The sequence below is a fragment of the Frateuria sp. GZRR35 genome (assembly GCF_051900415.1).
In the GTDB taxonomy this organism is placed as follows: Bacteria; Pseudomonadota; Gammaproteobacteria; order Xanthomonadales; family Rhodanobacteraceae; genus Frateuria_A.
This window is the reverse complement of record NZ_JBHZGL010000005.1, coordinates 108526-132126: the sequence shown is the minus strand read 5'-3', so window position 1 is coordinate 132126 and position 23601 is coordinate 108526. Positions and strand designations below refer to the sequence as shown.

At 68.3% G+C, this 23601-nt stretch carries 18 protein-coding genes; 7 read left to right on the top strand and 11 right to left on the bottom strand.

What is annotated here, in order from left to right; all coding sequences use genetic code 11:
• Nucleotides 1-413 precede the first annotated feature (413 nt).
• The 4 genes from ACFWZ3_RS08085 to ACFWZ3_RS08070 all read right to left on the bottom strand — a co-directional run bounded on the left by ACFWZ3_RS08085 (nucleotide 414) and on the right by ACFWZ3_RS08070 (nucleotide 4731).
• Nucleotides 414-824, bottom strand: coding sequence for a hemerythrin domain-containing protein (locus ACFWZ3_RS08085; protein ID WP_439707227.1), 411 nt, complete (start codon nucleotides 822-824; stop codon nucleotides 414-416).
• Entirely contained in the window at nucleotides 821-2644 is a 1824-nt protein-coding gene (locus ACFWZ3_RS08080) for a putative bifunctional diguanylate cyclase/phosphodiesterase (protein ID WP_439707226.1), read from the bottom strand. The genes ACFWZ3_RS08085 and ACFWZ3_RS08080 overlap by 4 nt, the downstream gene beginning before the upstream one ends.
• Nucleotides 2645-2798: 154 nt before the next feature.
• Complete coding sequence (gene zapE / locus ACFWZ3_RS08075) at nucleotides 2799-3905, bottom strand: cell division protein ZapE (RefSeq protein WP_439707225.1); 1107 nt, start codon at nucleotides 3903-3905, stop codon at nucleotides 2799-2801.
• Nucleotides 3906-4041: 136 nt separating this feature from the next.
• Complete coding sequence (locus ACFWZ3_RS08070; RefSeq protein WP_439707224.1) at nucleotides 4042-4731, bottom strand: alpha/beta hydrolase; 690 nt, start codon at nucleotides 4729-4731, stop codon at nucleotides 4042-4044.
• A 54-nt stretch (nucleotides 4732-4785) separates the two neighbouring features.
• Here ACFWZ3_RS08070 and ACFWZ3_RS08065 point away from each other — a divergent pair, with 54 nt between their 5' ends.
• Nucleotides 4786-5364 carry an ACP phosphodiesterase gene (locus ACFWZ3_RS08065; RefSeq protein ID WP_439707335.1) on the top strand — a complete coding sequence of 193 codons (579 nt, stop codon included), beginning with the start codon at nucleotides 4786-4788 and terminating at the stop codon, nucleotides 5362-5364.
• A 174-nt stretch (nucleotides 5365-5538) separates the two neighbouring features.
• Here ACFWZ3_RS08065 and ACFWZ3_RS08060 read toward each other — a convergent pair whose 3' ends face one another.
• Nucleotides 5539-6060 carry a c-type cytochrome gene (locus tag ACFWZ3_RS08060; RefSeq protein WP_439707223.1) on the bottom strand — a complete coding sequence of 174 codons (522 nt, stop codon included), beginning with the start codon at nucleotides 6058-6060 and terminating at the stop codon, nucleotides 5539-5541.
• 299 nt (nucleotides 6061-6359) lie between these two features.
• Here ACFWZ3_RS08060 and ACFWZ3_RS08055 point away from each other — a divergent pair, with 299 nt between their 5' ends.
• From ACFWZ3_RS08055 to ACFWZ3_RS08045, 3 genes are all read left to right on the top strand, one after another.
• Nucleotides 6360-7583 (top strand): efflux RND transporter periplasmic adaptor subunit, encoded by a 1224-nt coding sequence (locus ACFWZ3_RS08055; RefSeq protein WP_439707222.1) that lies wholly within the window; start codon nucleotides 6360-6362, stop codon nucleotides 7581-7583.
• A 155-nt stretch (nucleotides 7584-7738) separates the two neighbouring features.
• Nucleotides 7739-10981, top strand: a complete 3243-nt coding sequence (locus ACFWZ3_RS08050) for an efflux RND transporter permease subunit (RefSeq protein WP_439707221.1) — start codon at nucleotides 7739-7741, stop codon at nucleotides 10979-10981.
• Between the two features lie 740 nt (nucleotides 10982-11721).
• Nucleotides 11722-14832, top strand: a complete 3111-nt coding sequence (locus ACFWZ3_RS08045; RefSeq protein ID WP_439707220.1) for an efflux RND transporter permease subunit — start codon at nucleotides 11722-11724, stop codon at nucleotides 14830-14832.
• Nucleotides 14833-16518: 1686 nt separating this feature from the next.
• On the opposite strand, the gene acpA is transcribed toward ACFWZ3_RS08045, so the two are convergent.
• Entirely contained in the window at nucleotides 16519-18210 is a 1692-nt protein-coding gene (gene acpA / locus ACFWZ3_RS08040) for an acid phosphatase (protein WP_439707219.1), read from the bottom strand.
• Between the two features lie 258 nt (nucleotides 18211-18468).
• The gene (locus tag ACFWZ3_RS08035) at nucleotides 18469-18966 is read right to left on the bottom strand and encodes an Lrp/AsnC family transcriptional regulator (protein WP_439707218.1); all 498 of its coding nucleotides are present in this window, start codon (nucleotides 18964-18966) and stop codon (nucleotides 18469-18471) included.
• Between the two features lie 115 nt (nucleotides 18967-19081).
• On the opposite strand from ACFWZ3_RS08035, the gene ACFWZ3_RS08030 reads away from it, so the two are divergent.
• From ACFWZ3_RS08030 to ACFWZ3_RS08020, 3 genes are read left to right on the top strand one after another with little or no spacing between them, the layout of a single operon-like run.
• On the top strand, nucleotides 19082-19999 hold the full coding sequence (locus tag ACFWZ3_RS08030) for a DMT family transporter (RefSeq protein ID WP_439707217.1): 918 nt from the start codon (nucleotides 19082-19084) through the stop codon (nucleotides 19997-19999).
• Nucleotides 20000-20041: 42 nt separating this feature from the next.
• Nucleotides 20042-20290 carry a cupin domain-containing protein gene (locus ACFWZ3_RS08025; RefSeq protein WP_439707216.1) on the top strand — a complete coding sequence of 83 codons (249 nt, stop codon included), beginning with the start codon at nucleotides 20042-20044 and terminating at the stop codon, nucleotides 20288-20290.
• Between the two features lie 11 nt (nucleotides 20291-20301).
• Nucleotides 20302-20988 carry a glutathione S-transferase family protein gene (locus ACFWZ3_RS08020; protein ID WP_439707215.1) on the top strand — a complete coding sequence of 229 codons (687 nt, stop codon included), beginning with the start codon at nucleotides 20302-20304 and terminating at the stop codon, nucleotides 20986-20988.
• A gap of 3 nt (nucleotides 20989-20991) precedes the next feature.
• Here the strand turns inward: ACFWZ3_RS08020 and ACFWZ3_RS08015 are convergent, their stop codons facing one another.
• The 4 genes from ACFWZ3_RS08015 to ubiE all read right to left on the bottom strand — a co-directional run bounded on the left by ACFWZ3_RS08015 (nucleotide 20992) and on the right by ubiE (nucleotide 23338).
• Nucleotides 20992-21603 (bottom strand): FmdE family protein, encoded by a 612-nt coding sequence (locus ACFWZ3_RS08015; protein WP_439707214.1) that lies wholly within the window; start codon nucleotides 21601-21603, stop codon nucleotides 20992-20994.
• A gap of 2 nt (nucleotides 21604-21605) precedes the next feature.
• On the bottom strand, nucleotides 21606-21872 hold the full coding sequence (locus ACFWZ3_RS08010; RefSeq protein ID WP_439707213.1) for a DUF2249 domain-containing protein: 267 nt from the start codon (nucleotides 21870-21872) through the stop codon (nucleotides 21606-21608).
• Nucleotides 21873-21945: 73 nt separating this feature from the next.
• Nucleotides 21946-22581 carry a TMEM175 family protein gene (locus tag ACFWZ3_RS08005; RefSeq protein ID WP_439707212.1) on the bottom strand — a complete coding sequence of 212 codons (636 nt, stop codon included), beginning with the start codon at nucleotides 22579-22581 and terminating at the stop codon, nucleotides 21946-21948.
• Nucleotides 22582-22585: 4 nt separating this feature from the next.
• On the bottom strand, nucleotides 22586-23338 hold the full coding sequence (ubiE, locus tag ACFWZ3_RS08000; RefSeq protein WP_439707211.1) for a bifunctional demethylmenaquinone methyltransferase/2-methoxy-6-polyprenyl-1,4-benzoquinol methylase UbiE: 753 nt from the start codon (nucleotides 23336-23338) through the stop codon (nucleotides 22586-22588).
• Between the last annotated feature and the right edge of the window lie 263 nt (nucleotides 23339-23601).

Here is a 23601-nt window from a genome sequence, read left to right as displayed (position 1 = left end):
GCCAAGTGCGGCGCTCCGGCACCCAAACGCGCAAGCCCTCTTGCCTCAGCTCCCGAGCGCCCGCGGTAAAGCGGCGGCAGCTCCTCTAAGAGCAAGCGACTGACCAAGCAAGGCGAGGCGGTACCTAGCTCTTATCCCTCACCGGGCTTAGCAGGCCATTTCTTTGGTTACTTTCTTTGGGCCAGCAAAGAAAGTGACCCGAGCGCCGGCAGGCGGTCGGAAGCCCGCGGCAGGCGAGCCCAGTCGCGGTGAGGCCACGCAAGGGCGACAACCAATGCAATCTCCGGACGAAACAGTCCCGCGAGCCCCGACCCCTCATCCCAACCCTCTCCCCGGAGGGGAGGGGAGCAGAGCCAGCGCACAACCTATGCTCCCCGCAAGTAGCGCTTCGGCGATGGCGGCCCGAGCCCACCCTAGATCGGCGGCAGGCCGGTCGGCTCGCAGTGCGCTTCGTAGGCCGGGTACAGCCGACCTTCCTCGCGACCGATGCGCTGCTGCAACACGGCCAGCAACTGACCCAGACTGCGCGAGAACGCCTGCGGTTCCGCACTGCCTTCACGATAGGTATCGAAAAAAGCGAGCAACGCAGGCGTGAGCTGCTGCATCTCCTCGGCGTAGCGGCTGGCCAGGACGGACGTGGAAGGGTTCGCGTGCAGGGCCGGGTAAAGCCGGCTGTCCTCCAGACTCAGGTGCGAAAGCATCGCCTGCCTCGCCTTCTGCAGCCGTTCGCGGCCTTCCGGACCAGTCAGCCCAAGGCGTTGCAGTTCGTCGAGCAGGGCGTACAGCTGCGCATGCTGGCCACGCAGGATGTCGGTCAACCTCACGGAGCGCCCTCGCCATCGACCTGATGCCAGTCGGCCGTGCGCTCCAGCCAGGGTGGCACGGCGGCGGCCGGCAGCGGGCGCGAGACGAAGTAGCCCTGCACCTCGTCGCAGTCCATGCGGCGCACCGCGTCGTAGATGCGCCGGGTTTCCACGCCCTCGACCACCACCCGAAAACCCAGGTCGTGCGCCAGCGCCGCGGTCGAGCGCACGATTGCTGCATCGTGGCGGCTGGCGTCCATCGCGCGCACGAAGGACTGGTCGATCTTCAGGCAGGTTGCCGGCATCTGCCGCAACGAGGCGAGATTGCTGTAGCCGGTGCCGAAATCGTCGATGGCAATGCCCGCACCGAGCTCGCGCACCGCCGCCAGGTGGCGGCGGGTCGCGTCGTTGTGCGCCAGCAGCGTGCTCTCGGTGAACTCCAGCTCCAGCGTGCGCGGCTCGACGCCGTAGCGGGTCGCCACGTCCTGCAGTCGCGTGACCAGGTCCGCGTCGAAATCGGCGTTGGAGATGTTGAGCGACAGCCCCACATCGCAGCCGGCGCGGCGCCACGCGGCCAACTGGGCGACACCGTGGTCGAGCACCCAGCCGGTCAGCGAGCGCATCAGGCCGGCGCGTTCGGCCAACGGCACGAACTGGCCCGGCGGTACTTCGCCCAGGGTCGGGTGGCGCCAGCGTGCGAGCGCCTCCATGGCGATGCAGCGGCCGTCACTCAGGCGTACGCGCGGCTGGTAATGCAGGTAGAGCTCGGTGCGCTCGGTCAGCGCGGCGGCCAGCTCGGTGACCAGGAAAAACTCCTGGCGGTGCCGTTCGTCCTGGCTGCGCTCGTACAACGCCCAGCCGCGCGGGTTGCGCTGGGCAGCGTAGGAGGCGCTCATCACCTGGCGCAGCGGATCGGAGCCGTCGAGCTGGCGCACGTCCAGGTCGAGCAGGCCGACGCCAGGCTGCAGGGTGAGCGGGATGTCCAGGCAGTCGAACGGTGTACGCAGGCGGGCGACCAGCGCGTCGAGCTGGGTGGTTTCCAGGGGTTTGTCGCCGTCGGGCAGTACCGCGGCGAAACGGGTGACGCCGACCTGGTAGAGGTTCGTGCATGGCGGCATCCAGTCGAGCACGCGCGCGGCCACGGCGCGCATCAGCTCGTCGGCATAGGGGAAGCCCATCGCGCGCACGAAGGCATTGAAGCGCTCCACCGGCGCCACTTCGATGGCAATCAGCCAGGCGCGCTGCGCGCCGTTCTTGTGGCGGCTGCGCAGGTCTTCGAAGAACGCGCTGCGGTGCGGCAGCTGGGTGACCGGGTCGGTGCGCCCGAGGTAGCTGCCCAGCACCACGCCGGCACCGGCCAGTCGGGCGGCATCGCGCAGGGCGGCCAGTCCGGCCTCGTCCAGGCCGCTGCGCGGGGGATGGTCCATCACGCATAGCGCGCCGACGTGCCTGCCGCTTAGGGTGAACACCGGTTCGCAGGCGAAGAAACGCAGGGTGGCCGGCGAGGGGCCGGTCAGGGGTGGCGTGTCGCGATAGCGCGCGTCGGCGGCGATGTCCGGCAGCACCTGGCCGGCACCGCGACGCGCGGCTTCCAGATAGAGCGGGTGCAGAACATGGGGAGTGCGCGGCCCGGCATCGCGGCTGTACCAGTAGGCGCTGCCGCTATCGAGCACCAGCGCGACCATCGCCACGCCCAGCGACGCGGAGGCGAGGTGGGCGACCGAATCGAAGCCCGGAACGGTGTAATGGTCGCCCGCGGCCAACGGGCCTGTCTCGTCGCTGGAGGCGGATTCCCCATCCAGGGCGGTCGCCTCCAGCGCGTGCTCCACGGTCGTATGCATGGCGTTCTCCCTCCGGCCGACCTGGTGGGAACCGCTTGTAACCCCTCCGGCCAGAGTACTTCGGCGGCGTCGACGGCCGCAATGCGGAAAAAAGAAATGCGGCGGGCGATGAGGCTCCTGCTGGAACCAGCCGTTCGTTCCTGCAGCTGAAGGCCTATTCGGGGCGGTGCGGTAGCGCCAGGTATTCCTCGCTCTGCATCTCGATCAGCCGCGATTCGGTGCGGCTGAACTCGGCGCGGTGGCGTTCGCCGTCGTACAGCTCGGTGATCGGCGCGGCGGCGGACAGCACGAGCTTGACGTGGCGGTCGTAGAACTCGTCGACCATCAACAGGAAGCGCCGCGCGGCGTCCTCGCTGTAGATCGAGAACTGCGGCACGCCGGACACGATCACCGTGGGCACCCGCCGCGCCAGCGCGATGTAGTCGGCCACCGCGCGTGGGCCCTCGCACAGCGCCTCGAACTCGAACCACAGCACGCCCGGCGCCTGCCGGCGCAGCGGGATCGGGCGGCCATTGACGTCCAGCGTGCCGCCCTCGTGTGCTTCGCCCTGCGCCTGGCTGGCAAAGATCCGCGCCAGCGCGCGCTCGGCCTCGGCGCCCGGCGGGGTCAGGTAGACCGGCGCCTGGGTCAGCGCGCGCAGGCGCCAGTCGCGTGGGGAGACCATCTCCACCACGTGGCAGTGCCGCTCGATCAGTGCAATGGCGGGCAGGAAGCGCGCCCGTTGCAGGCCGTCGCGGTAGAGGTTCTTCGGTGGCGTGTTGGAGGTGGTGACCAGCGCCACGCCGCGACGGAACAGGGCATCCAGCAGGTTGGCCAGGATCATCGCGTCGCCGATGTCGTTGACCAGGAACTCGTCCAGGCACAGCACGCGGCAGCGCCCGGCCAGGCGTTCGGCGACGTCCTCCAGCGGATCAGCGCGCTCGCCCAGTTCGCGCAGGTGTGCGTGCACCTCGCCCATGAAACGGTGGAAATGCCGGCGCAGCGCCACGCCGTGCGGCAGGCTGGCGGCGAACAGGTCCATCAGGAAGGTCTTGCCGCGGCCGACGCTGCCCCACAGGTACAGGCCCGGCACCGGCGGACGCTCGTCGTCGCCGAACAGCGATTTCAGTCGCCCGAAAAGCCCGCCGTTGTCCGGCGTGGCGCACAGAGCCGCGTGCATGCGGTCGAATTCCGGCAGCACGGCGAGCTGCGCGGGGTCGGCTTCCCAGCGATGGGCAGCGACGCCGTCGTGGTAGCGGGCGGAAGGGGTGAGGTCGGTCATGGAGCGGGGGCGGCCAGGGCATGCGTGGATTGCTCCTCTCCCTGCCTGCAGGGAGAGGCCAGGAGGCGGGTGTCCACGTTGGCGTGGGCCCCCTCCCCGACCCTCCCCCGTACGCAGGGGAGGGGGGATGAGCAGGTCATCCCGTGCGCCGTGGCGGCAGCCACGGCTGCACGGCATGCTTGACCGCGCCGCGCAGGTCCATCAGCCGGCGATGGAAGAAATGGCTGGTCTCGGGCATGCGCACCACGTCGGGTTCGACCGGCAGGCTCTCGATCCAGTCGAACACGGCCTGCGGCTCGACCACTTCGTCGGCCTCGCCCTGCACGATCAGCCAGGGGCACTGCGGCACGTCGATGTCGGTCAGCGCGAAGCGCCCGGCCGGCGGTGCGATGCTGACCAGCGCCGCGGCGCCCAGGCGCGCGGCGTTGCGGATGGTCACGTAGCTGCCGAAGGAGAACCCGGCCAGCCACAGCACGTCGTCGGGGCGGACGCGGCGCACCCAGGCGACTACCGCGGCCAGGTCCTCGCCTTCGCCGTTGCCCTCGTCGTAACTGCCTTCGGAGGTGCCGGTGCCGCGGAAGTTGAAGCGCACGGTGTCCAGCCCCGACTCGCGCAGGCTGCGCTCGACCATCGTCACCACCTTGTTGTGCATGGTGCCGCCCTGCACGGGGTTGGGGTGGCAGATCACCGCCACGCCGCTTCGGGCGTCGGCGGGCGCGGCGACGTTGCCGATCGCCTCCAGCTTGCCGACCGGGCCGTCGAGCGCGAAGCTCGCTTCTTCGCTCGGGAACGAGGCGGGATTGTCGGGAACGGTGATGGGCGTCATGCGCACAATGATAACCGTCGTGGCCGTGCATCGGCCGTCGTGCCGGGCACCGACGTGAACCACCTGGCGCACGCGCTGCTCGCCGGAGCCGACGGGGATCGTGTGCTCGGTGGAGTGCTCGGAGACTTCGTACGCGGCACGCCGGATCGGTCGTTGCCGGCCGGCGTGCGCGAGGGCATCGCGCTGCACCGGGCGATCGACGGCTACACCGACAGCCACCCGGAAGTCGTGGCGGCGCGCGCGTTGTTCGAGCCGCCGTACCGGCGCTACGCGGGCATCGCGCTGGACATGTGGTTCGATCATCTGCTCGCGCGCGACTTCGCCCGCTGGTCGCCGCTGCCGCTGGCGGGCTTCTCGACCGGCCTGCGCGGGTTGCTGCAACGGCAGGACGCGCTGCTGCCGCCGACCGCACGGCGTTTCGCGCACTACATGCAGGCCAACGACCTGCCCGCCGCCTATGCCGACCCGGCGGTGCTGGATCGCGCACTGGCCGGCATCGGCCAGCGCCTGCAGCGCGACAACCCACTGGGGCGGATGCTGCCGGTGCTGCAGGAAATGGATGCGCCGCTGCAGGCGCGCTTCGATGCGTTCTTCCCGCAGCTGCAGCGGTTCGCGCACGCGTGGACTCCGTAGGCGGCGCCCGCATCGCGGGATCGAGGGTGCCCGCGGCGAGGCGTGCGTGAAAAGCCTTCGAGGGCGTCGGCGAGGCTGACCCTCATCCAACCCTCTCCCCGGAGAAAAAGGGGCGAACAAAAAAACGCCGCCCGGTGGGCGGCGTTTCGATGATGGTTTTTCTGTCAGGCGAGCTTACTTGGCCTGGCTGACGATCCACTTGACCGTGCTGGCGACCTGCTCGTCGGTGAGCGAGGGCATGCCGCCCTTGGGGGGCATGAAGTTGCCGTCCGGGCCGTGGTAGCCCTCGATCGCGTGCTTGACCAGGGTGTCGATGCCCTGCGCGATGCGCGGCGCCCAGGCGGCCTTGTCGCCCAGCTTGGGCGCGCCGGCCACGCCGGCGGTGTGACAGCTGTGGCACAACCCTTCGTAGATCGTCTTGCCGTCGGTGCTGCCGCCGAAGGCGACCTGCGAGGCGGCGGCCTTGGCGGCGGCGTCCTGCGCGGCCAGCATCGCGGCGCGGCCGGTGTCGCCGGCGTACACCGCGCCGGCCGGGGCCAGGCGCTCGGCGACGCGCTGCGCTGCGTGCGGGTTGGTTTCCTTCGCCGCGTGGGAGTAGATGCTGTAGGCCATGATCAGCAACACCAGCGCCAGTACGTGCAGACCGGCGATCAGCCAGCTGAACTGGCGGATGAAGCTCTGGTCCGATTTGGTCATGGAACCGCTCACGCAAGTAACTCCAGATAATCAGTGGACGGGCCGGCGAGCCTCTAGACTGGCCGGCGCGGGGCAGACAAGACGCCGATTATAGATCAAAGCGCGCGGTAAGGTTCAGGCCGGACCCGCGATGCGATCGACGGCAGAGCGCCGCCGGTCACGTGTCATCGGTCATGGGGCACCCCTGTCAACTGGCATTGTCCAAGGCCGTTGCTGTAACCCTATGCTTTTCACAGGGTCGGCCCTGGCTGCGCGCCGTGCAGCCTGCAGGGGTTCGACAACATCCGGGAGCTTTATCAATGTCGCGTTTTTGGAAGATCGCGCTGATCGTGGTGGTGGTGCTGGTGCTGGCCTTCGTGGGTCTGCGCCTGATGCACAAGCCGGGCGGTCAGCCAGGGCAGGCCAATGCCCAGGGCCAGGGAAAAGAAGGCCAGCAACCGCCGGTGCCGGTCACCGTGGTGCCGGTGGCGCGCCAGGACGTACCGGTGTACCTCACGGCGCTGGGCACGGTGCAGGCGCTCAACACGGTGGCGATCAGCCCGCAGGTGAGCGGCCGCCTGATCAGCCTGGAGTTCACCGAGGGCCAGCCGGTGAAGAAGGGCCAGGTGCTGGCGCTGATCGATCCGCGTACCTTCCAGGCAACGTATGACCAGGCCGTGGCGCGGCTCCACCAGGACCAGGCGCAGCTGGCCACCGCCAAGGCCAATTACTCGCGCAGCCAGGAGCTGGGCCCGAAGGGCTACATCGCCAAGCAGGACCTGGACGCACTGCACAACACCGTGCGCCAGCTCGAAGCCACCCTCGCCTCCGACCAGGCGCAGATCCGCGACGCCGAAGTGCAGCTGGGCTACACCAAGGTGGTCTCGCCGATCGATGGCCTGGCCGGCATCCGCGGGGTCGACCCGGGCAACGTGGTCACCACCACCAGCACCATCGTCACACTGACCCAGCTGCACCCGATCAACGTGATGTTCAACCTGCCCGAGCAGAACCTGGACATGGTGCGCCAGGCCGCGATGGGCGAGGGCGAACTGTCCGTGGCCGCGCTCGATCGCGGCGATGCGCACGTGATCGCCGATGGCGGCGTGCTCAAGGTGATCGACAACCAGATCGATGCCAGCACCGGCACGTTCCGTCTGAAGTCGGAATTCCCGAACCAGAAGAACGAGTTGTGGCCCGGCCAGTTCGTCAATGTGCGGCTGAAGGTGCGCACCGTCGGCGGCGGCCTGGTGATCCCCGCGCAGGCGGTGCAGCGCGGGCCCGACGGGGATTACGTCTACCTGCTGCAGCAGGACAACACGGTCAAGATGCAGCCGGTGCAGGTCGCGCAGGAAGTGGGCGACAGCGCGGTGATGATCGCCAGCGGGCTGACCCAGGGCCAGAAGGTGGTCACCGAAGGCCAGTTCCGCCTCAAGCCCGGCAGCAAGGTCAATCCGCTCAAGCCCGGCGAAGTGCCACCGGCGCCGACCAAGGAAGAGCTGGAGAAGGCCAAAAAGAATGGCGGCGGTCGCCGCGGGCACTGATGGCTTCCGGTGCCTCCCCCTGCTCGCAGGGGGAGGCTGGGAGGGGGTAGGCGGAACTTGCCGCAGCGTGTGGAACCCTTCCCCGACCCTCCCCTGCACGCGGGGGAGGGAGTGACACATCACGCGGCATGAAGCCGCATCAAAGGTTCACATTCATGGGCTTTTCCACCCTCTTCATCCGCCGCCCGATCGCCACCTCGCTGCTGATGGTGGCGGTGCTGCTGCTGGGCGTGCTCGGCTATCGGCAGCTGCCGGTGTCCGCGTTGCCGGAAATCGACGCACCGAGCCTGGTGGTGACCACGCAGTACCCGGGCGCCAGCGCGACCACCATGGCGGCGCTGGTGACCACGCCGCTGGAGCGCCAGCTGGGCCAGATCTCGGGCCTGTCGATGATGAGCTCGGATTCGTCCGCGGGCCTGTCGACGATCATCCTGCAGTTCAACATGGACCGGGACATCGACATCGCCGCGCAGGACGTGCAGGCGGCGATCAGTTCGGCCAAGGGCACGCTGCCCAACAACCTGCCGTACCCGCCGGTCTACAACCGCGTGAACCCGGCCGATGCGCCGATCCTCACGCTGATGCTCACCTCCGAGAGCCGCCAGCTGCGCGAGGTGAACGACCTGGCCGATTCGATCATCGCCCAGAAGCTCTCGCAGGTGCAGGGCGTGGGCCTGGTGTCGATCGCCGGCAATGTGCGTCCGGCCGTGCGCGTGCAGGTCAATCCCTCGCAGCTTTCCAACCTGGGGCTGACGCTGGAAGACGTGCGCGCTGCACTGCAGGCGGCCAACGTCAACGCGCCCAAGGGCACCTTGAACGGCGCCACGCAAAGCTACTCGATCGGCACCAACGACCAGCTCGCCGATGCGGCCGCCTACGCGCAGACCATCATCAGCTACAAGGACGGCGCGCCGGTCCGCCTGAAGGACGTCGCACGCGTCGTCGATGGCGTCGAGAACGACCAGCTTGCGGCCTGGGCCAACGGCAAGCCGGCGGTGCTGCTGGACATCCGCCGCCAGCCTGGCGCCAACATCGTGCAGACGGTCGAGCAGATCCGCGCCGTGCTGCCCTCGCTGCAGGCGGTGCTGCCGGCCGACGTGCACCTGGACGTGTTCGCCGACCGCACGGTGACCATCCGCGCCTCGGTGCACGACGTGGAGTTGACCCTGCTGCTGACCATCTGCCTGGTGGTCGCGGTGATCTTCGTGTTCCTGCGCAGGTTGTGGGCGACCATCATTCCGTCGATCGCGGTGCCGCTGTCGCTGATGGGTACCTTCGGCGTGATGGCGTTCACCGGGATGTCGCTGGACAACCTCTCACTGATGGCGCTGACCGTGGCCACCGGCTTCGTGGTCGACGATGCGATCGTGATGATCGAGAACATCGTGCGTTACATCGAGCAGGGCAAGAGCGGCAAGGAGGCCGCGGAGATTGGCGCGAAGGAAATCGGCTTCACGGTGCTGTCGCTGACCGTTTCGCTGATCGCGGTGTTCCTGCCGCTGCTCTTGATGCCGGGCGTCACCGGCCGCCTGTTCCACGAGTTCGCCTGGGTTCTGACCATCGCGGTGGCGATCTCGATGCTCGTGTCGCTGACGCTGACGCCGATGATGTGCGCCTATCTCCTGAAGCCCGACCAGCTTCCGGAAGGCGACGACGCGCACGAGCGCCATGCCGCCGCCGGCAAGCGCGGCGTGTGGCTGCGCACGGTCGACTTCTACGGCCGCACGCTGGACTGGGTGCTCGACCACCGCCGCCTGACCATGATCGTGGCCGCAGCCACCGTGGTGCTCACGATCATCCTCTACGTCGTAATCCCCAAGGGCCTGCTGCCCGAGCAGGACACTGGCCTGGTCACCGGCGTGGTGCAGGCCGACGAGAACGTCGCCTTCCCGCAGATGGAGCAGCGCACCAAGGCGGTGGCCGAGGCGCTGCGCGCCGATCCGGCCGTGTCCGGCGTGGCGGCGTTCATTGGCGCGGGCACCATCAACCCCACGCTCAACCAGGGCCAGCTTTCGATCGTGCTCAAGGACCGCGGCGACCGCGGCGGCCTGGAGGAGGTGATGCCGCGCCTGCAGAACACGGTAGCCAACATCCCTGGCGTGGCGCTGTACCTGAAACCGGTGCAGGACGTGACGCTGGACAGTCGCGTCGCCGCGACCGAGTACCAGTACTCGCTGTCGGAGGTGAACTCGGCGGATCTGGCCAAGCGCGCCGAGCAGATGACGCAGGCATTGCGCCAGCGGCCGGAGCTCGCCGACGTGGACAACAACCTTGCCAACCAGGGCAACGCGCTCAAGCTCACCATCGACCGCGAGAAGGCCAGCCGCCTGGGCGTGCCGGTGCAGACCATCGACGACACGTTGTACGACGCCTTCGGCCAGCGCCAGATCTCAACCATCTTCACCCAGCTCAACCAGTACCGCGTGGTGCTGGAGGTGGCGCCGGAGTTCCGCTCCAGTCGCGACCTGCTCAACAAGCTCACCGTGCGCGGCAACGGCTCGGGCGCGCTGACCGGTTCCACCGCGACCAGTTTTGGCCAGCTGACCTCGGCCAACTCGGCGACACCCTCAGGGATCGGCAACACCGGCAACGTCGGCTTCCAGGTCGGTGGCGGCGGCACCATCCCGATCGCCTCGCTGGCCACGGCCGAAGTCACCAGCGCGCCGCTGGTGGTCAGCCATCAGCAGCAGCTGCCGGCGGTGACGGTGTCGTTCAACCTGGCGCCGGGCTACTCACTGTCGCAGGCGGTCGATGCGATCCACGAGGTCGAGGCGCAGCTGGACTTCCCGCCGCAGGTGCGCGGGCAGTTCATCGGCAAGGCGGCCGAATTCAACGCCTCGATCGGCGACGAGGTGCTGTTGCTGCTGGCCGCGATCGTGGTGATCTATATCGTGCTGGGCGTGTTGTACGAGAGCTACATCCATCCGCTGACGATCATCTCGACGCTGCCGCCGGCGGGTGTGGGTGCGCTGCTGGCGCTGATCCTGTGCGGCATGAGCCTGTCGGTGGACGGCATCGTGGGCATCGTGCTCTTGATCGGCATCGTCAAGAAGAACGCGATCATGATGATCGACTTCGCGATCGAGGCGCAGCGCGATGGACTGAATGCGCGTGAGGCGATCCGGCGCGCGTGCCTGCTGCGCTTCCGGCCGATCATGATGACGACCGCCGCGGCCATGCTGGGTGCGCTGCCGTTGGCGCTGGGCAATGGCATCGGCGCGGAGTTGCGGCGGCCGTTGGGCGTGTCGATCGTGGGTGGCCTGCTGTTGTCGCAGCTGGTGACGCTGTACACAACGCCGGTGATCTACCTCTACATGGAGCGCTTCTCCGACTGGCTGCGGCTGCGCCGCGAGCGCCGGGCACTGGAGCGCGCCGAGGCCGACGCCCGCGCGGTGTGACGCTTCGAGCGCCCCCTCCCCTCCGGGGGAGAGGGCTGGGGTGAGGGGCTGGGGCTCGCGGGGCTGTTCGTCCCGAGGTTGCTTTGGTTGTCGCTCATGCGGAGCCTCCCCGCGACTGGGCTCGCCTGCCGCGGGCTTCCGATCGCCTGCCGGCGCTCGGGTTACCTTCTTTGCTGGCCAAAGAAAAGTAACCAAAGAAATGGCCTGCCAAGCCCGGTGAGGGATAAGAGCCAGGTGCCACAGCGCCTTGCTTGGTCAGTCGCCTGCTCTTAGAGGAGCTGCGCCGATTTACCGCGGGCGCTCGGGAGCTGAGGCAAGAGGACTTGCGCGTGGATGCTGGAGCGCCGCACTTGGCTCCCTCTCCCCTGCGGGGAGAGGGTTGGGGTGAGGGGCCGGGGCTCGCGGGAATGCCTGCGAATGCCTCTGCGCGACTTGGCCTGCCTGCGGCGGGCTTCCGATGCTGCCGGCGCTTGGAGGAGCTGCCACCGCTTTACCGCGGGCGCTCGGAGCTGAGGCGAGAGGACTGACACGTTGGGTGCACGAGCGCCGTACCTGGCGCCCTCTCCATCCGTGGAGGGAGCTGGGTGAGGGGCTGGGGCTCGCGGGGAGGCGAGTCGCTTGTCCCTCACGTCTGACGGCATTCGGATGCGTCGCGCGGATCAACCGATTGGCCGGACGCGCGTTAGCACGGCGATGCCGCGTATCCTCCCTCTCTTTGCCTCGTTCTTCCCCGCCACCGCATGAACCTATCCGGTCCCTTCATCCGCCGCCCGATCGGTACCTCGCTGCTGGCCATGGGCGTGTTGCTGGCAGGGCTGATCTGCTACGCGCTCCTGGGTGTGTCGGCGCTGCCGCAGATGCAGTTTCCGGTGATCTTCGTGCAGGCGCAGCAGGCCGGCGCCGATGCCAGCACCATGGCTTCGACGGTGGCCGCGCCGCTGGAGCGCCACCTGGGACAGGTGCCTGGCATCGACAGCATGCGTTCGCGGAGTTCCGAGGGCAGCACGTTCGTCTTCATGATGTTCCGCGGCGGCACCGATCTGGACGCCGCCGCGCGCGATGTGCAGGCGGCGATCAACGCGGCCGCACCCGACCTGCCGGCCGGGCTCAACAGCCCGCCCAGCTACCAGAAGGCCAATCCCAACGACGATCCGGTGATCGCCTTCGCGCTGACCTCCGACACGCAGTCGGCCGCGGACCTGTACAACGTGGCCGACACCCTACTGGCGCAGCGGCTGCGCCAGTTGCCGGGCGTGTCCTCGGTGGAGATCGCCGGCGCCGCCACGCCGGCGATCCGCGTGGATGTGGACCTGCACGCGCTCAGCGCGATGGCGCTCACGCCCGACCAGTTGCGCAACGCGCTGATTGCGGCCAACGTCACCTCGCCGCAGGGCTTCCTGTCCAACGGCATCACCACCATGGCGGTCACCGCCAACGACCAGCTGCACACCGCCGACGACTTCGCGAAGCTGATCATCGCGGTGCGCAACGGCGTGCCGATCCGCCTCTCGGACGTGGCGCACGTCTACGCCGGCCAGCAGGACGCCTACCAGGCGGCCTGGTTCCAGGGCAAGCCGGCGGTGCTGATGTACGTCTACAAGAAGGCCGACGCCAACGTCATCGCCACGGTGGACGCGGTCAAGGACCAGGTACCCGCGCTGCGCGCCTACCTCTCGCCCGGCACCGCCTTGACGCCGTACTTCGATGGCACGCCGACCATCCGCGCCTCGTTGCACGAGGTGCAGGCCACACTGCTCATCTCGTTGGCGATGGTGGTGCTGACCATGGCGCTGTTTCTGCGCCGACTCGCGCCCACGCTGATTGCCGCGCTCACCGTGCCCCTTTCGCTCGCTGGCGCCTTCGTGGTGATGTACACGCTCGGCTACACGCTCAACAACCTCACCCTGCTGGCGCTGGTGATTGCCATCGGCTTCGTGGTCGACGACGCCATCGTGGTGATCGAGAACGTGATCCGGCACATCGACAGCGGCATGTCCCGGATGGACGCTGCGCTGATGGGCACGCGCGAGATCGGTTTCACCGTCGTCTCGATAACCGCCTCGTTGATCGCGGTGTTCATTCCGCTGCTGTTCGCGCCGGGTATCACCGGCATGTTCATGCACGAGTTCACCATGACGCTGGTGGCAGCGATCGCGATGTCCGCATTGATTTCGCTAACCCTGACGCCGTCCCTGTGCGCGTTGTTCCTGCGCGGCCACGGTGTGGCAAAGCCCTCCCGCATGGGGCGCGCGCTGGACGGCTTTCACGCAGGCATGCTGCGCATCTACACCCGTTCGCTGGACTTCGCGCTGCGCCACGCGCTGGCCTTGTCGCTGACGCCGCTTGTGCTGATCGTGGCCACCTACTTCCTGTTCGGACTGGTGCAGTCGGGGCTGTTCCCGCGCCAGGACACCGGCCTGATCTGGGGCCGCGCGACCGCCAGCGCGACGGTGTCCTTCCAGGACGCGATGGACCGCCAGCGCGGACTGACCGAAATGCTGCTGGCCGATCCGGACGTCAAGGCGGTCGGCTCGCGCCTGGGTACCAGTCGGCAGGGCACGAGTGGCTCGTTCAACATCGAGTTGAAGACCCGCGACGAGGGCCGCACCGACGATACCTTCGCGGTGCTGGCGCGCCTGTCGGCCAAGGCCGACCGCTACCCCGACCTCGATCTGCGCCTGCGTCCGATCCAGGATCTCCCCAGCGGCGGTGGTGGCGGCAGCCAGGGCGCGCAGTATCAGGTGTCGTTGCAAGGTAACGACGTGGCCGAGCTGCAGCTCTGGCTGCCGCGGCTGGTCGCCGAGCTGAAGAAGAACCCCAAGCTCAAGGACGTCGGCAGCGACATCGACGAGGCCGGGCTGCGCCAGAACATCGTGATCGACCGTGACACCGCCGCACGGCTGGGCGTCTCGATCGGCACCATCGACGGCGCGCTGTACAACGCCTTCGGCCAGCGTCAGGTCTCGACCATCTACTCGGACATCAACCAGTACAAGGTGGTGATCAACGCGCTACCCGCGCAGACGGCGACGCCGGCGGCGATCGACCGCATCTACGTACGCTCGGAGAGTGGCCGGATGATCCCGCTGGGCGCACTGGCGCACCAGGAAGCGGGCCTGGCTCCCTCGGAGATCTCGCACGAGAACCAGTACACGACGATGGATCTGTCGTTCAACCTGGCGCCGGGGGTGAGCATGGGCGAGGCGATGATGATCATCCAGCGCACCGTCGCCGGCATGCGCATGCCCGGCGACATCCGCCTCAACGTAGGCGGAGACTTCCGCCGCTTCATGGAGACGCATACCGGCATGGGATGGCTGATCCTGGCGGCGATCCTCACGGTGTACATCGTGCTGGGCATGCTCTATGAGAGCCTGATCCACCCGGTGACCATCCTCTCGACGCTGCCGGCGGCGGGCGTCGGTGCGCTGCTTGCGTTGTGGCTGACCGGCACGGAGCTGTCGGTGGTTTCGCAGATCGCGTTGGTGCTTTTGATCGGAATCGTCAAGAAGAACGCGATCATGATGATCGACTTTGCGCTGGTGGCCGAGCGCGAGCACGGCAAGGCGCCGCTCGATGCGGTGCGGGAGGCGTGCATCGTGCGCTTCCGGCCGATCATGATGACGACGATGGTGGCGATCCTGGCGGCGTTGCCGATTGCGATCGGGTTGGGCGAGGGGTCGGAGTTGCGGCGGCCGCTGGGTATCGCGTTGATCGGCGGGCTCTTGATCTCGCAGAGCCTGACGCTGCTCAGCACGCCGGCCTTGTATGTGATCTTCTCGTGCCTGGCGGCGCGCTGGCGGGCTTTCCGCTCGGGGGGTCGCCGGCGCGAGGTGGTCGAGGCCTCCTGATCCGGCTTCCTCTCCCCTTCACAGGGTTGAGGTGAGGGGCTGGGGATCGCGGGGCTGTTTCGTCCGGAGGTTGCTTTGGTTGTCGCCCTTGCGTGGCCTCTCCGCGACCGGGCTCGCCAGCGGCGGGCTTCCGATCGCCTGACGGCGCTCGGTTCACTTTCTTTGCTGGCCCAAAGAAGGTGACCAAAGAAATGGCCTGCTAAGCCCGGTGAAGGATAAGAGCCAAGTGCCGCCTCACCTTGCTTGGTCAGTCGCCTGCTCTTAGAGGAGTTGCCGCCGCTATATCGCGGGCGCTCGGAAGCTGAGGCAGGAAGAGCGCGCGGTTGTGCACGTCCGCCGCACTGTGCTCCCTCTCCCCTCCGGGGAGAGGGTTGGGGTGAGGGGCCGGGGCTCGCGGGGATGTTTCGTCCGGAGGGTGCTTTGGTTGTCGCCGTTGCGTGGCCTCTCCGCGACTTGGCTCGCCTGCCGCGGGCTTCCGATCGCCTGCCGGCGCTCGGGTCACTTGTCTTTGCTGGCCCAAAGAAAGTAACCAAAGAAATGGCCTAGCTAGGCACGGGGTGACTAAAAAGCTAGGCGCCTGTGCGCCTTGCTTGGTGGGCCTCTTGCTCTTAGAGGAGCTGCCGCCGCTATACCGCGGGCGCTCGGGAGCTGAGGCCAGGGAGGCATCCGGCGGATTGGCTGGTATCGGCGTTTTGCGACTCTCTCTCTCTCTCTCTCGCGAAGCGGACATTCGTCCTTGGTTGCCCGTAGGGCTCGCAATCATGAAGCGAAACCAACAGTTTGCCGTCGAGCCAAGAGTTCATGCCGGCGCGCCCGAACCACGACCGCTCTGAAGGCAAAATGGGTAGCCATTCCACGCCGCCGCAAAGCCACCCTTGCCCCAACTCCCGAGCGCCCGCGGTATAGCGGCGGCAGCTCCTCTAAGAGCAAGCGACTGACCAAACAAAGCGAGGCGGCACCTAGCTCTTATCTCTCACCGTGCTTAGCAGGCCATTTCTTTTGGTTACTTTTCTTTGGGCCAGCAAAGAAAAGTGACTCGAGCGCCGGCAGGCGATCGAAAGCCCGCGGCAGGCGAGCCCAGTCGCGGGGAGGCCACGCAAGAACGACAAGCAAGGCAGCGCTACTGCGGGCATCCCCGCGAGCCCCGGCCCCTCACTCCAGCCCTCTCCCCGGAGGGGAGAGGGAGTAACGCGCGGCGAACGTGCACATGCGCGCTCTTCCTACCTCAGCTCCCGAGCGCCCGCGGTAAAGCGGCGGCAGCTCCTCTAAAAGCAAGCGACCCACCAAGCAAGGCGAGAAGGCGCCTAGCTCTTATCCCTCACCGTGCTTAGCGGGCGGCCGGCAGGCGATCGAAAGCCCGCGGCAGGCGAGCCCAGTCGCGGGGAGGCCACGCAAGAACGACAAGCAAGGCAGCGCTACTGCGGGCATCCCCGCGAGCCCCGGCCCCTCACCCCAGCCCTCTCCCCGGAGGGGAGAGGGAGTAGCGCGCTGTGAACGTGCACAACCTCGCTCTCTTCCTGCCTCAGCTCCCGAGTGCCGGCAGGCGACCGGAAGCCAGCCGCAGGCGAGCCCAGTCGCGGGGAAACCACGCAAGAGTGACAACCAAAGCTCCCCATGCGGGAGGATTACCGCGACCCCGGACCCTCGCCCAGCCTCACCCCGCAGGAAGGAAACAGGCGCAGAGCACTAAGCGTCATCGAGCTGCAGCGCCGCGGTGAGATCGCCCGGCGGCGGCCCCCCGGCGGCGCGCATGGATTCCTCGCGCAGAGTCAGCCCAGGCAGCTTGCGCAGGCCGAAGCGGCGGGTCAGGAAGCGCGCGATCGAGCCGGTGTCGTACACCGTGTGATCCACGTGCCCCTTCCTCGCATGCGGCGACACGATGATCGCCGGAATACGTGATCCCGGGCCCCAGCGGTCCCCCTTGGGCGGCGCCACGTGATCCCACCAGCCACCGTTCTCGTCGACCGTGACGATCACCAGCAGCCCGGGCCACGCGGGCGACTTCTGCAACGCCTCGATGACCGTCATCACGTGGCGGTCGCCGGCGTTCACGTCGGAATAGCCGGCGTGCATGTTGAGGTCGCCCTGCGGCTTGTAGAAGGTCACTTGCGGCAGCGTGCCGGCCGCCACGGCGGCGAGGAAGTGGTTGGTCTCTGCGGTCTCGCCCACACCCGCGTCGCGCAGATGCTTCGCGCGCGCCGCGGTACCCGGCGCATACGCGGTGAAGTAGTTGAACGGCTGGTGGTGCGGCTGGAAGTTGGGTCGCTGTGGGAAGTCGGCCTGGTCGCCGTCGCCCTTGCCTTCGAGCGCGAGCTTCCAGCCGCCGGCGTACCAGGCCCAGTCCACGCCCGCCTCGGACAGCACGTCGCCGATGGTGGCGTGCTTCTGCGCGACCAGGGTGTTGGCGCTGTTGGGGTCGGCACGGGTGGGGTCGTTCGGGTCCTTGGAGAAGCCTGGTGCGTAGGGCGGGCCCATCGTGTTGACCGCCCAGAAATCCGGCGTCAGCGAGTTGGGTGTGAGTGTCTCCGGCTTGCCCTGCATCGCGCTGGCAGGCGAGTCGTGGGCGAGCTTGAGGTGGATGTCGGTGGCCTCGCCGCTGACCGTCTGCGCGATGTTGAAGCGCGCTGGGCTCTCATCCGCATGCGGGTAGTACGGCGGCTGCGCGGCGACCAGGTACTGGTGGTTGAGGAACGAGCCGCCGAACGCGCCCATGAAAAAGTGGTCGCACAGCGTGTACTGGCGCGCCAGTTGCCACAGCCGCAGGTTCGCGGCGTTGTCGCCGTAATAACCCATCACCAGTGCGCCGGAATCGCCCCAGGCGACGAAGCCGTCGTTCCTGCCGCCGTTGATCTGGCGCTGGTTCTCGTAGAAGCGGTGCCACAGGTCGCGCGTGACCACACCCTGCGGCAGCGGCTCGCCGCTGCCGGTGCGCAGTGCCCACGGCGCATTGGGCAGGCCGCTGATGTCCTCCTGGCGCACCACGTACTTGCGGTGGTTGACCACCTGTTCGTGCGGGGCCACGCCGTGCCACACCGGCGGCAGCGTCTTGAGCACCGAGCCATCGCGGTCGCGCTGCCGGTACTGCTCGGGCTTGAGTGCCCAGAGTGGTTCGGCCACGCCCGGGAAGTCGGCAAACAGGTTGTTGAAGCTGCGGTTCTCCGCGTAGATCACCACCACGCGCTGGATGTGCTTGCGCAGCAGCGCGTCCATCTGCGTGGGTGCCATCGCGGCGGCGCCCTTCGTGCCGGCCACGGCCTCGGCGCCGGCACCGGCGAGCGCCAGCCCGGCGCCGGCCGCGGCCAGGCCGCCGAGCAGGCGGCGACGTTGCGGATCGGTCGGCTGGTCGTCGGTGTCGGGAGGCAGGGGGAGGTCGGACATCGGAGGCTCCTCGGGGCATTCAGGCGTGCAGTATGCCGGCATCCGGCGGGGCTTCCCCCATCCGCCTGTCGGCACCTTCCCCCGCGTGGCGGGGGAAGGCTCGCAAACGGGGATTCGGAGTCACGCCACGCCTGCGCATGCTCGGAAGCGAGGATTCGGAGGCCTTCCCGCCTGTGGGGGAAGACTCGAGGACGGGAAACGAATCCTTCCCCCGCCTGCGGGGGAAGGTGCCGACAGGCGGATGGGGGAAGCCTTGCCTCAGCCCTCCACCGCGTGCGCCGCCTGCCACATCGCGCGCGTCAGGGGCCGGTTCGCGTGCGGCGTCTGCAACACCACCAGTGTGGTCGTGCTCACGCTCGGATGGATCTTCAGCAGGCGGTCGAGCACCGCCTCCAGGTGCGCCACCGACAGCGCGACCACATGCAACAGCGCCGAATCCTCGCCGGCCAGCCGGCGGCATTCCAGCACTTCGGGAATATCCGTGACCAGCGCGCCGATGCGTGCGCAGATGCCGCCGTCGCAACGCAGGCGGATCATCGCGTCAATGCTGTAGCCCAGCCGCTTCGGGTCGACGACGGCGCGGTAGCCGGCGATGACCCCGGCTTCCTCCAGCCGCCGGACCCGCTCGGCCACCGCCGGCGCGGACAGGCCCACCTGCCGGCCCAGTTCGGCGTAGCCCTGGCGCGCGTCCTGCTGCAGGGCTTCGAGCAGTTGCCAGTCGCGGGCGTCCAGTTCGGGTTTCGATACGAAGGCCATGGCAGGGACTCTACAATTCGTTCGTCGGCGAAGCATGCCATTGTGGATTGGTTGCATGCTTCCTGCGCATCCCGGCCGTCACTAGGATGCGCACTTCCCCGCACCGGAATTCCCCATGGACACCCCCCGTCTGGACGGGCGGACGCTGGCCCTGATCGGCGTCGCCCTGGTCACCTGGTCATCCGCCTACGCGGCGATCGCCTACGCACTGCCGGCCTTCACGCCGGGCGAGGTGGCATTCGCGCGCTTGGGCATAGGTTCGCTCTGCTTCGCGCTGTGGCTGCTGGCCAAGCGCCCGGCGCTGCCGGCCAGGCGCGACTGGCCGCAACTGGCGGCGCTGGGCGTGATCGGGCTGACCGTCTACCACATGGCGCTCAACTACGCCGAAACGCGCATCGCCAGCGGCACCGCGGCGATCCTCATTTCGCTGGTGCCGGCCGCCACCGCGGCGCTGTCGGCGCTGTGGCTGCGCGAGCGCCTGCCGGCACGCACCCTGGCTGGCCTGGGCGTGGCGCTGGTCGGCGTGGTGATGGTGGTGCTCGCCAGCGGCAAGCAGGTGAAGTTCGAGCCGATGGCCGCGTTGGTGCTGCTGAGCGTCATCGCCTCGGCGGTCTACTTCGTCGGGCAGAAGCCGCTGTTCGCGCGCTCGAGCGTGTTCGGCGTCACCGCGTTCACCTTCTTCGCCGGCACGCTGGGTGCGCTGCCGTTCGCCATGCATCTGCCGCAGGCGCTGGCTGCCGCGCCGTGGCCGCGCATCGGCGCGCTGTTGTGGCTGGGCTTCGCGCCGACCTTCGTCGGCTACATCGCCTGGAACATCGCGATCCACCGCAGCTCGGCGTCGCAGGTGTCGAGCTTCATCTATTTCTCGCCGCCGATCGCGGTGCTGATCGGCTGGTTCTGGCTGGGCGAGCGGCCGGGGCTGCTGACGCTGGTCGGTGGCGCGGTTACCGTCGGCGGCGTGATCCTGGCGAACCTGCGCCGGCGCCCGATGCCCGCGCGGGCCACGCTGGAGCCGCGCGCCTGTGGACGCTGAGGTCCTCGATCTGAACGCACTGGCGGCGCGGTTGCCGGAAGCGTGGCAATCGCGATTGCTCGGGTGCGTGGGCGACGCCCGGCTCAAGCTCGTGCGCATGAACCGGCGCCCTACGCCGAAGAGACGCACGACTGCGCCGAAGCGCTGCTCGTGCTCGACGGTGAATTGCGATTGCACATCGGCGGCACGCGCCGCGTCGTGCATGCCGGCGAGCTTTGCCTGGTGCCGGCCGGTGTTGCCCACGCGGTGGATGCGGGCAGTACCGGTACCTTGTTGATCATGGACGCGTGAAAGGAGCCATCGTGTACGAGCTCTATGTCGGCAACAAGAACTATTCGTCCTGGTCGTTGCGGCCCTGGCTGTTGATGGCCGAACAGGCGATCCCTTTCGACGAACACCTGGTCGCACTGCAGGACGGCTCCAGCTGGGACGCCTTCCGCCCCTTCGCGCCCAACGGCAAGGTGCCGTGCCTGCGCGACGGCGACACGGTGGTGTGGGATTCGCTGGCGATCGTCGAATACCTGGCCGAACGCCATCCGGGCGTATGGCCGTCCGATGCGAAGGTGCGCGCCTGGGCCCGTTGCGCCAGCGCCGAGATGCATTCGGGCTTCGCCGCGCTGCGCACCACCTGTCCGATGAACTGCGCCGTGCGGGTGGACCTGCACGGCATCGACGCGCCGCTGCAGCGCGATCTGTCGCGCCTGGCGGAACTGTGGAACGAGGGACTGGTGCGCTTTGGCGGACCATTCCTGGCCGGCACAGCGTTCAGCGCGGTCGATGCATTCTTCGCCCCGGTCGCCTGGCGCATCCTGAGCTACCGGCTGCCACTGGACGACGTATCGCTCGCCTACGCCCAGCGCCTGCGCGAGCTGCCCGGCATGCAGCGCTGGTATACCGCCGCACTGGCCGAAACGGTGCGGCTGACGGACAGCGAGGACACCGCGCGTCGCGTCGGCACGGTGCGCGAGGATCTGCGCACGCCAGCCTGAACCTCAGGCCGGCGCTTCGACGCGGACCATCGCCGGGTCGTCCGCGTGCTCCAGCAGCAGGCGCCGCACACGGTCCTGCCACAGCTCGCCGAAGGCGCGCCGCTGGTCGGCGGTGGCCGATGGCGCCAGCGCCTCGGCCATGCGTTCGCGCAGGCCGGGAGCGGGCGGTACGCGGGAAAGATCCAGCTCCACCGTGACCGCCTGTGCGGTGTCGCGCCGCTGGAAGCGCACGCCCGGCATCGGGTCGGTTGCATAACGCAGCAGGCCCTGACGCACGAAGCGTCCGCCGATGCCGTGGAAACCATTCGCCGCCGCCGCGCCGGTGACCAGCGTCAGCACCTGGCCGACCACGCCGGTGGTGCCTTCCTGCTCCGGCGCGCCCATTTGCACCGACACGCCGCCACGCTCGGCTGGCGCGTCGGGGTAGAGCGCACGAAGTGCGGCACGCGCCATCAGCCAGGCGCCGGCCACGGTGGGGCAGGAGTGCCCGGCCAGCCGCACCGCGTCGGCGTAGCCGTAGACCAGCAGACCGTCGTCGCTCGCACCCAGCAGGGCGGCGAGCGGGTCGCGCAGCGTAATGCGCGGCGCGAGATCGAAAAATGCGGGTAAGGCCATGGTTACTCGCCAGGCAGGCCGACGATGCCGAAATCCACCACCACGCCATGCGGCCCACGCTCGCGGTAGCTCACCGTCAGGTAGTCGCCGAAGCGCTCGCGCAGTTGCGTGAGCAACGGCAGCGGGTCGTGGTCGTTGATGAAGCGCATCGTCTCGCCCGAGCGCAGTGCGGAGAGCGCGCCGAAGATCGCCGAATGGCGGAAGCGGCGGGCGATGCCGCGGGCATCGAAGATGTGGGTGTTCTCTGCGGGACTGAGGTTGGCGTGCATGGCGGACACTCGCGGGATGGGAGCGCCACCGTACGGCGGCGCCCACCGCGTGCCCATGACCTGGATCAGCCGCTCAGGGCGTCGCCGGCGTGGCGAGCTGCCGCAGCGCGCGGCGGCGGCCGAGTGCGGCGTAGGCGCGCGCCAGCAGCGGGATCAGCAAGAGGAAAAAGTTGTTGTTGCCCGGCATGTGCCAGGCGGTCAGCAGTGCGATGGTCGCGGCGGTCGGCAGCGTCAGCGAACGCCAGCGCAACGCATTGATCTCTTCCGGCGGCACGTCCGCACGCACCCGTCCGGGCTTGAGCGCCACCTGGAACAGCAGCAACTGCAACAGGCCCGCGGCCAGCAGGGTGGCCGAGTAGAACACCTCCGGCACGCGTGCGAGCGGGTTGGAACTCATCAGCGCGGTGGCGAAGGGCATGAAGGCCATCACCATCAGCAGCAGCATGTTCGGCCACATCAGTTTCGGCTCGTAACCCTCCAGCACGCCGAACAGCCGGTGATGCGCCATCCACAGCGCGCCGATGGTGAGGAAGCTCAGCACAAAGCCCATGAAGCTGGGCACCAGGTGTGCCAGCGCGGCGAGGTAGGCCGCATCGTCCAGCGTGTCCAGCCGCGGCACGTGCACTTCGATCACCAGCAGGGTGATGGCGATGGCGAACACGGCATCCGAAAAGGCCTTCAGCCGCTCGAGTTGCGCACCGTGGTTCATGCCTTTAGAGCTTCCAGGCCTTGTGGATGGCGACGATGCCATTGGTGAGGTTGTGCACCTCCACGCGGCCGAAACCGGCCGTTTCCATCATGGCCTTCAAGGTCTGCTGGTCCGGATGCTTGCGGATCGACTCGGCCAGGTACTGGTAGCTGTCGGCATCGCCGGCAAACAACCGGCCGAGCTTCGGCAGCACCTTGAACGAATGGAAGTCGTAGAGCCTGCCGAACAGCTCGCTCTGCACGCGCGAGAACTCCAGCAACAGCGCGCGGCCGCCGGGCTTGAGCACGCGGCAGATGTCGGCCAGCGCCTTGTCCTTGTCGGTAACGTTGCGCAGGCCAAAGGCCATGGTGACGGCGTCGAAACTGTTGTCGGGGAAGGGCAGGCACTCGGCGTTCATCTGCGCCCAGCGCAGGCCCGAGACCAGGCCGCGGTCGGTCATGCGGTCGCGGCCCACGCCAAGCATGGCGGCGTTGATGTCGCCGACCACCACTTCGCCTTCGCCGCCGACCACCGGCTTGAGCAGTGCGGCGATGTCGCCGGTGCCGCCTGCCAGGTCCAGTACGCGGTCGCCGGGGCGCACGCCGCTGATCGCGACGAAGTGGCGCTTCCACAGGCGATGGACGCCGAACGACATGAGGTCGTTCATCAAGTCGTAGCTGCGTGCGACGGAGGTGAATACCTGGCCGACCAGCTTCTGCTTGTCGTCGACGGGGACGTCGCGGAAACCGAAATGGGTGGTTTTGGGCTGTTCGCTCATGGGCGGCAATGCTACAGCCTTTCGCTTTGGTTCCCGCCGCCCTCCTGGGACTGGGGGTGGGCTCGTGGGGGTGTCTCTCGCATGGGTGGCCTTGGTTGTCGTCCTTGTGTGGCCTCTCCGCGACTGGGCTCGCCTGTGGCGGGCTTCCGATCGCCTGCCAGCGCCCGGGAGCTGAGGCAGGAAGAGGGCGCGCTGGTGCACGTTCGCCGCGCGTTGCTCCCTCTCCCCTCCGGGGAGAGGGTTGGGGTGAGGGGCCGGGGCTC

Bases quoted from the DNA above. Each gene is read 5' to 3' on its own strand.
- ACFWZ3_RS08080 (WP_439707226.1), bottom strand. From the start codon at position 2,644: ATGCATACGACCGTGGAGCACGCGCTGGAGGCGACCGCCCTGGATGGG.
- zapE (WP_439707225.1), bottom strand. From the start codon at position 3,905: ATGACCGACCTCACCCCTTCCGCCCGCTACCACGACGGCGTCGCTGCC.
- ACFWZ3_RS08070 (WP_439707224.1), bottom strand. From the start codon at position 4,731: ATGACGCCCATCACCGTTCCCGACAATCCCGCCTCGTTCCCGAGCGAA.
- ACFWZ3_RS08060 (WP_439707223.1), bottom strand. From the start codon at position 6,060: ATGACCAAATCGGACCAGAGCTTCATCCGCCAGTTCAGCTGGCTGATC.
- ACFWZ3_RS08055 (WP_439707222.1), top strand. From the start codon at position 6,360: ATGTCGCGTTTTTGGAAGATCGCGCTGATCGTGGTGGTGGTGCTGGTG.
- ACFWZ3_RS08050 (WP_439707221.1), top strand. From the start codon at position 7,739: ATGGGCTTTTCCACCCTCTTCATCCGCCGCCCGATCGCCACCTCGCTG.
- ACFWZ3_RS08045 (WP_439707220.1), top strand. From the start codon at position 11,722: ATGAACCTATCCGGTCCCTTCATCCGCCGCCCGATCGGTACCTCGCTG.
- acpA (WP_439707219.1), bottom strand. From the start codon at position 18,210: ATGTCCGACCTCCCCCTGCCTCCCGACACCGACGACCAGCCGACCGAT.
- ACFWZ3_RS08035 (WP_439707218.1), bottom strand. From the start codon at position 18,966: ATGGCCTTCGTATCGAAACCCGAACTGGACGCCCGCGACTGGCAACTG.
- ACFWZ3_RS08030 (WP_439707217.1), top strand. From the start codon at position 19,082: ATGGACACCCCCCGTCTGGACGGGCGGACGCTGGCCCTGATCGGCGTC.
- ACFWZ3_RS08015 (WP_439707214.1), bottom strand. From the start codon at position 21,603: ATGGCCTTACCCGCATTTTTCGATCTCGCGCCGCGCATTACGCTGCGC.
- ACFWZ3_RS08010 (WP_439707213.1), bottom strand. From the start codon at position 21,872: ATGCACGCCAACCTCAGTCCCGCAGAGAACACCCACATCTTCGATGCC.
- ACFWZ3_RS08005 (WP_439707212.1), bottom strand. From the start codon at position 22,581: ATGAACCACGGTGCGCAACTCGAGCGGCTGAAGGCCTTTTCGGATGCC.
- ubiE (WP_439707211.1), bottom strand. From the start codon at position 23,338: ATGAGCGAACAGCCCAAAACCACCCATTTCGGTTTCCGCGACGTCCCC.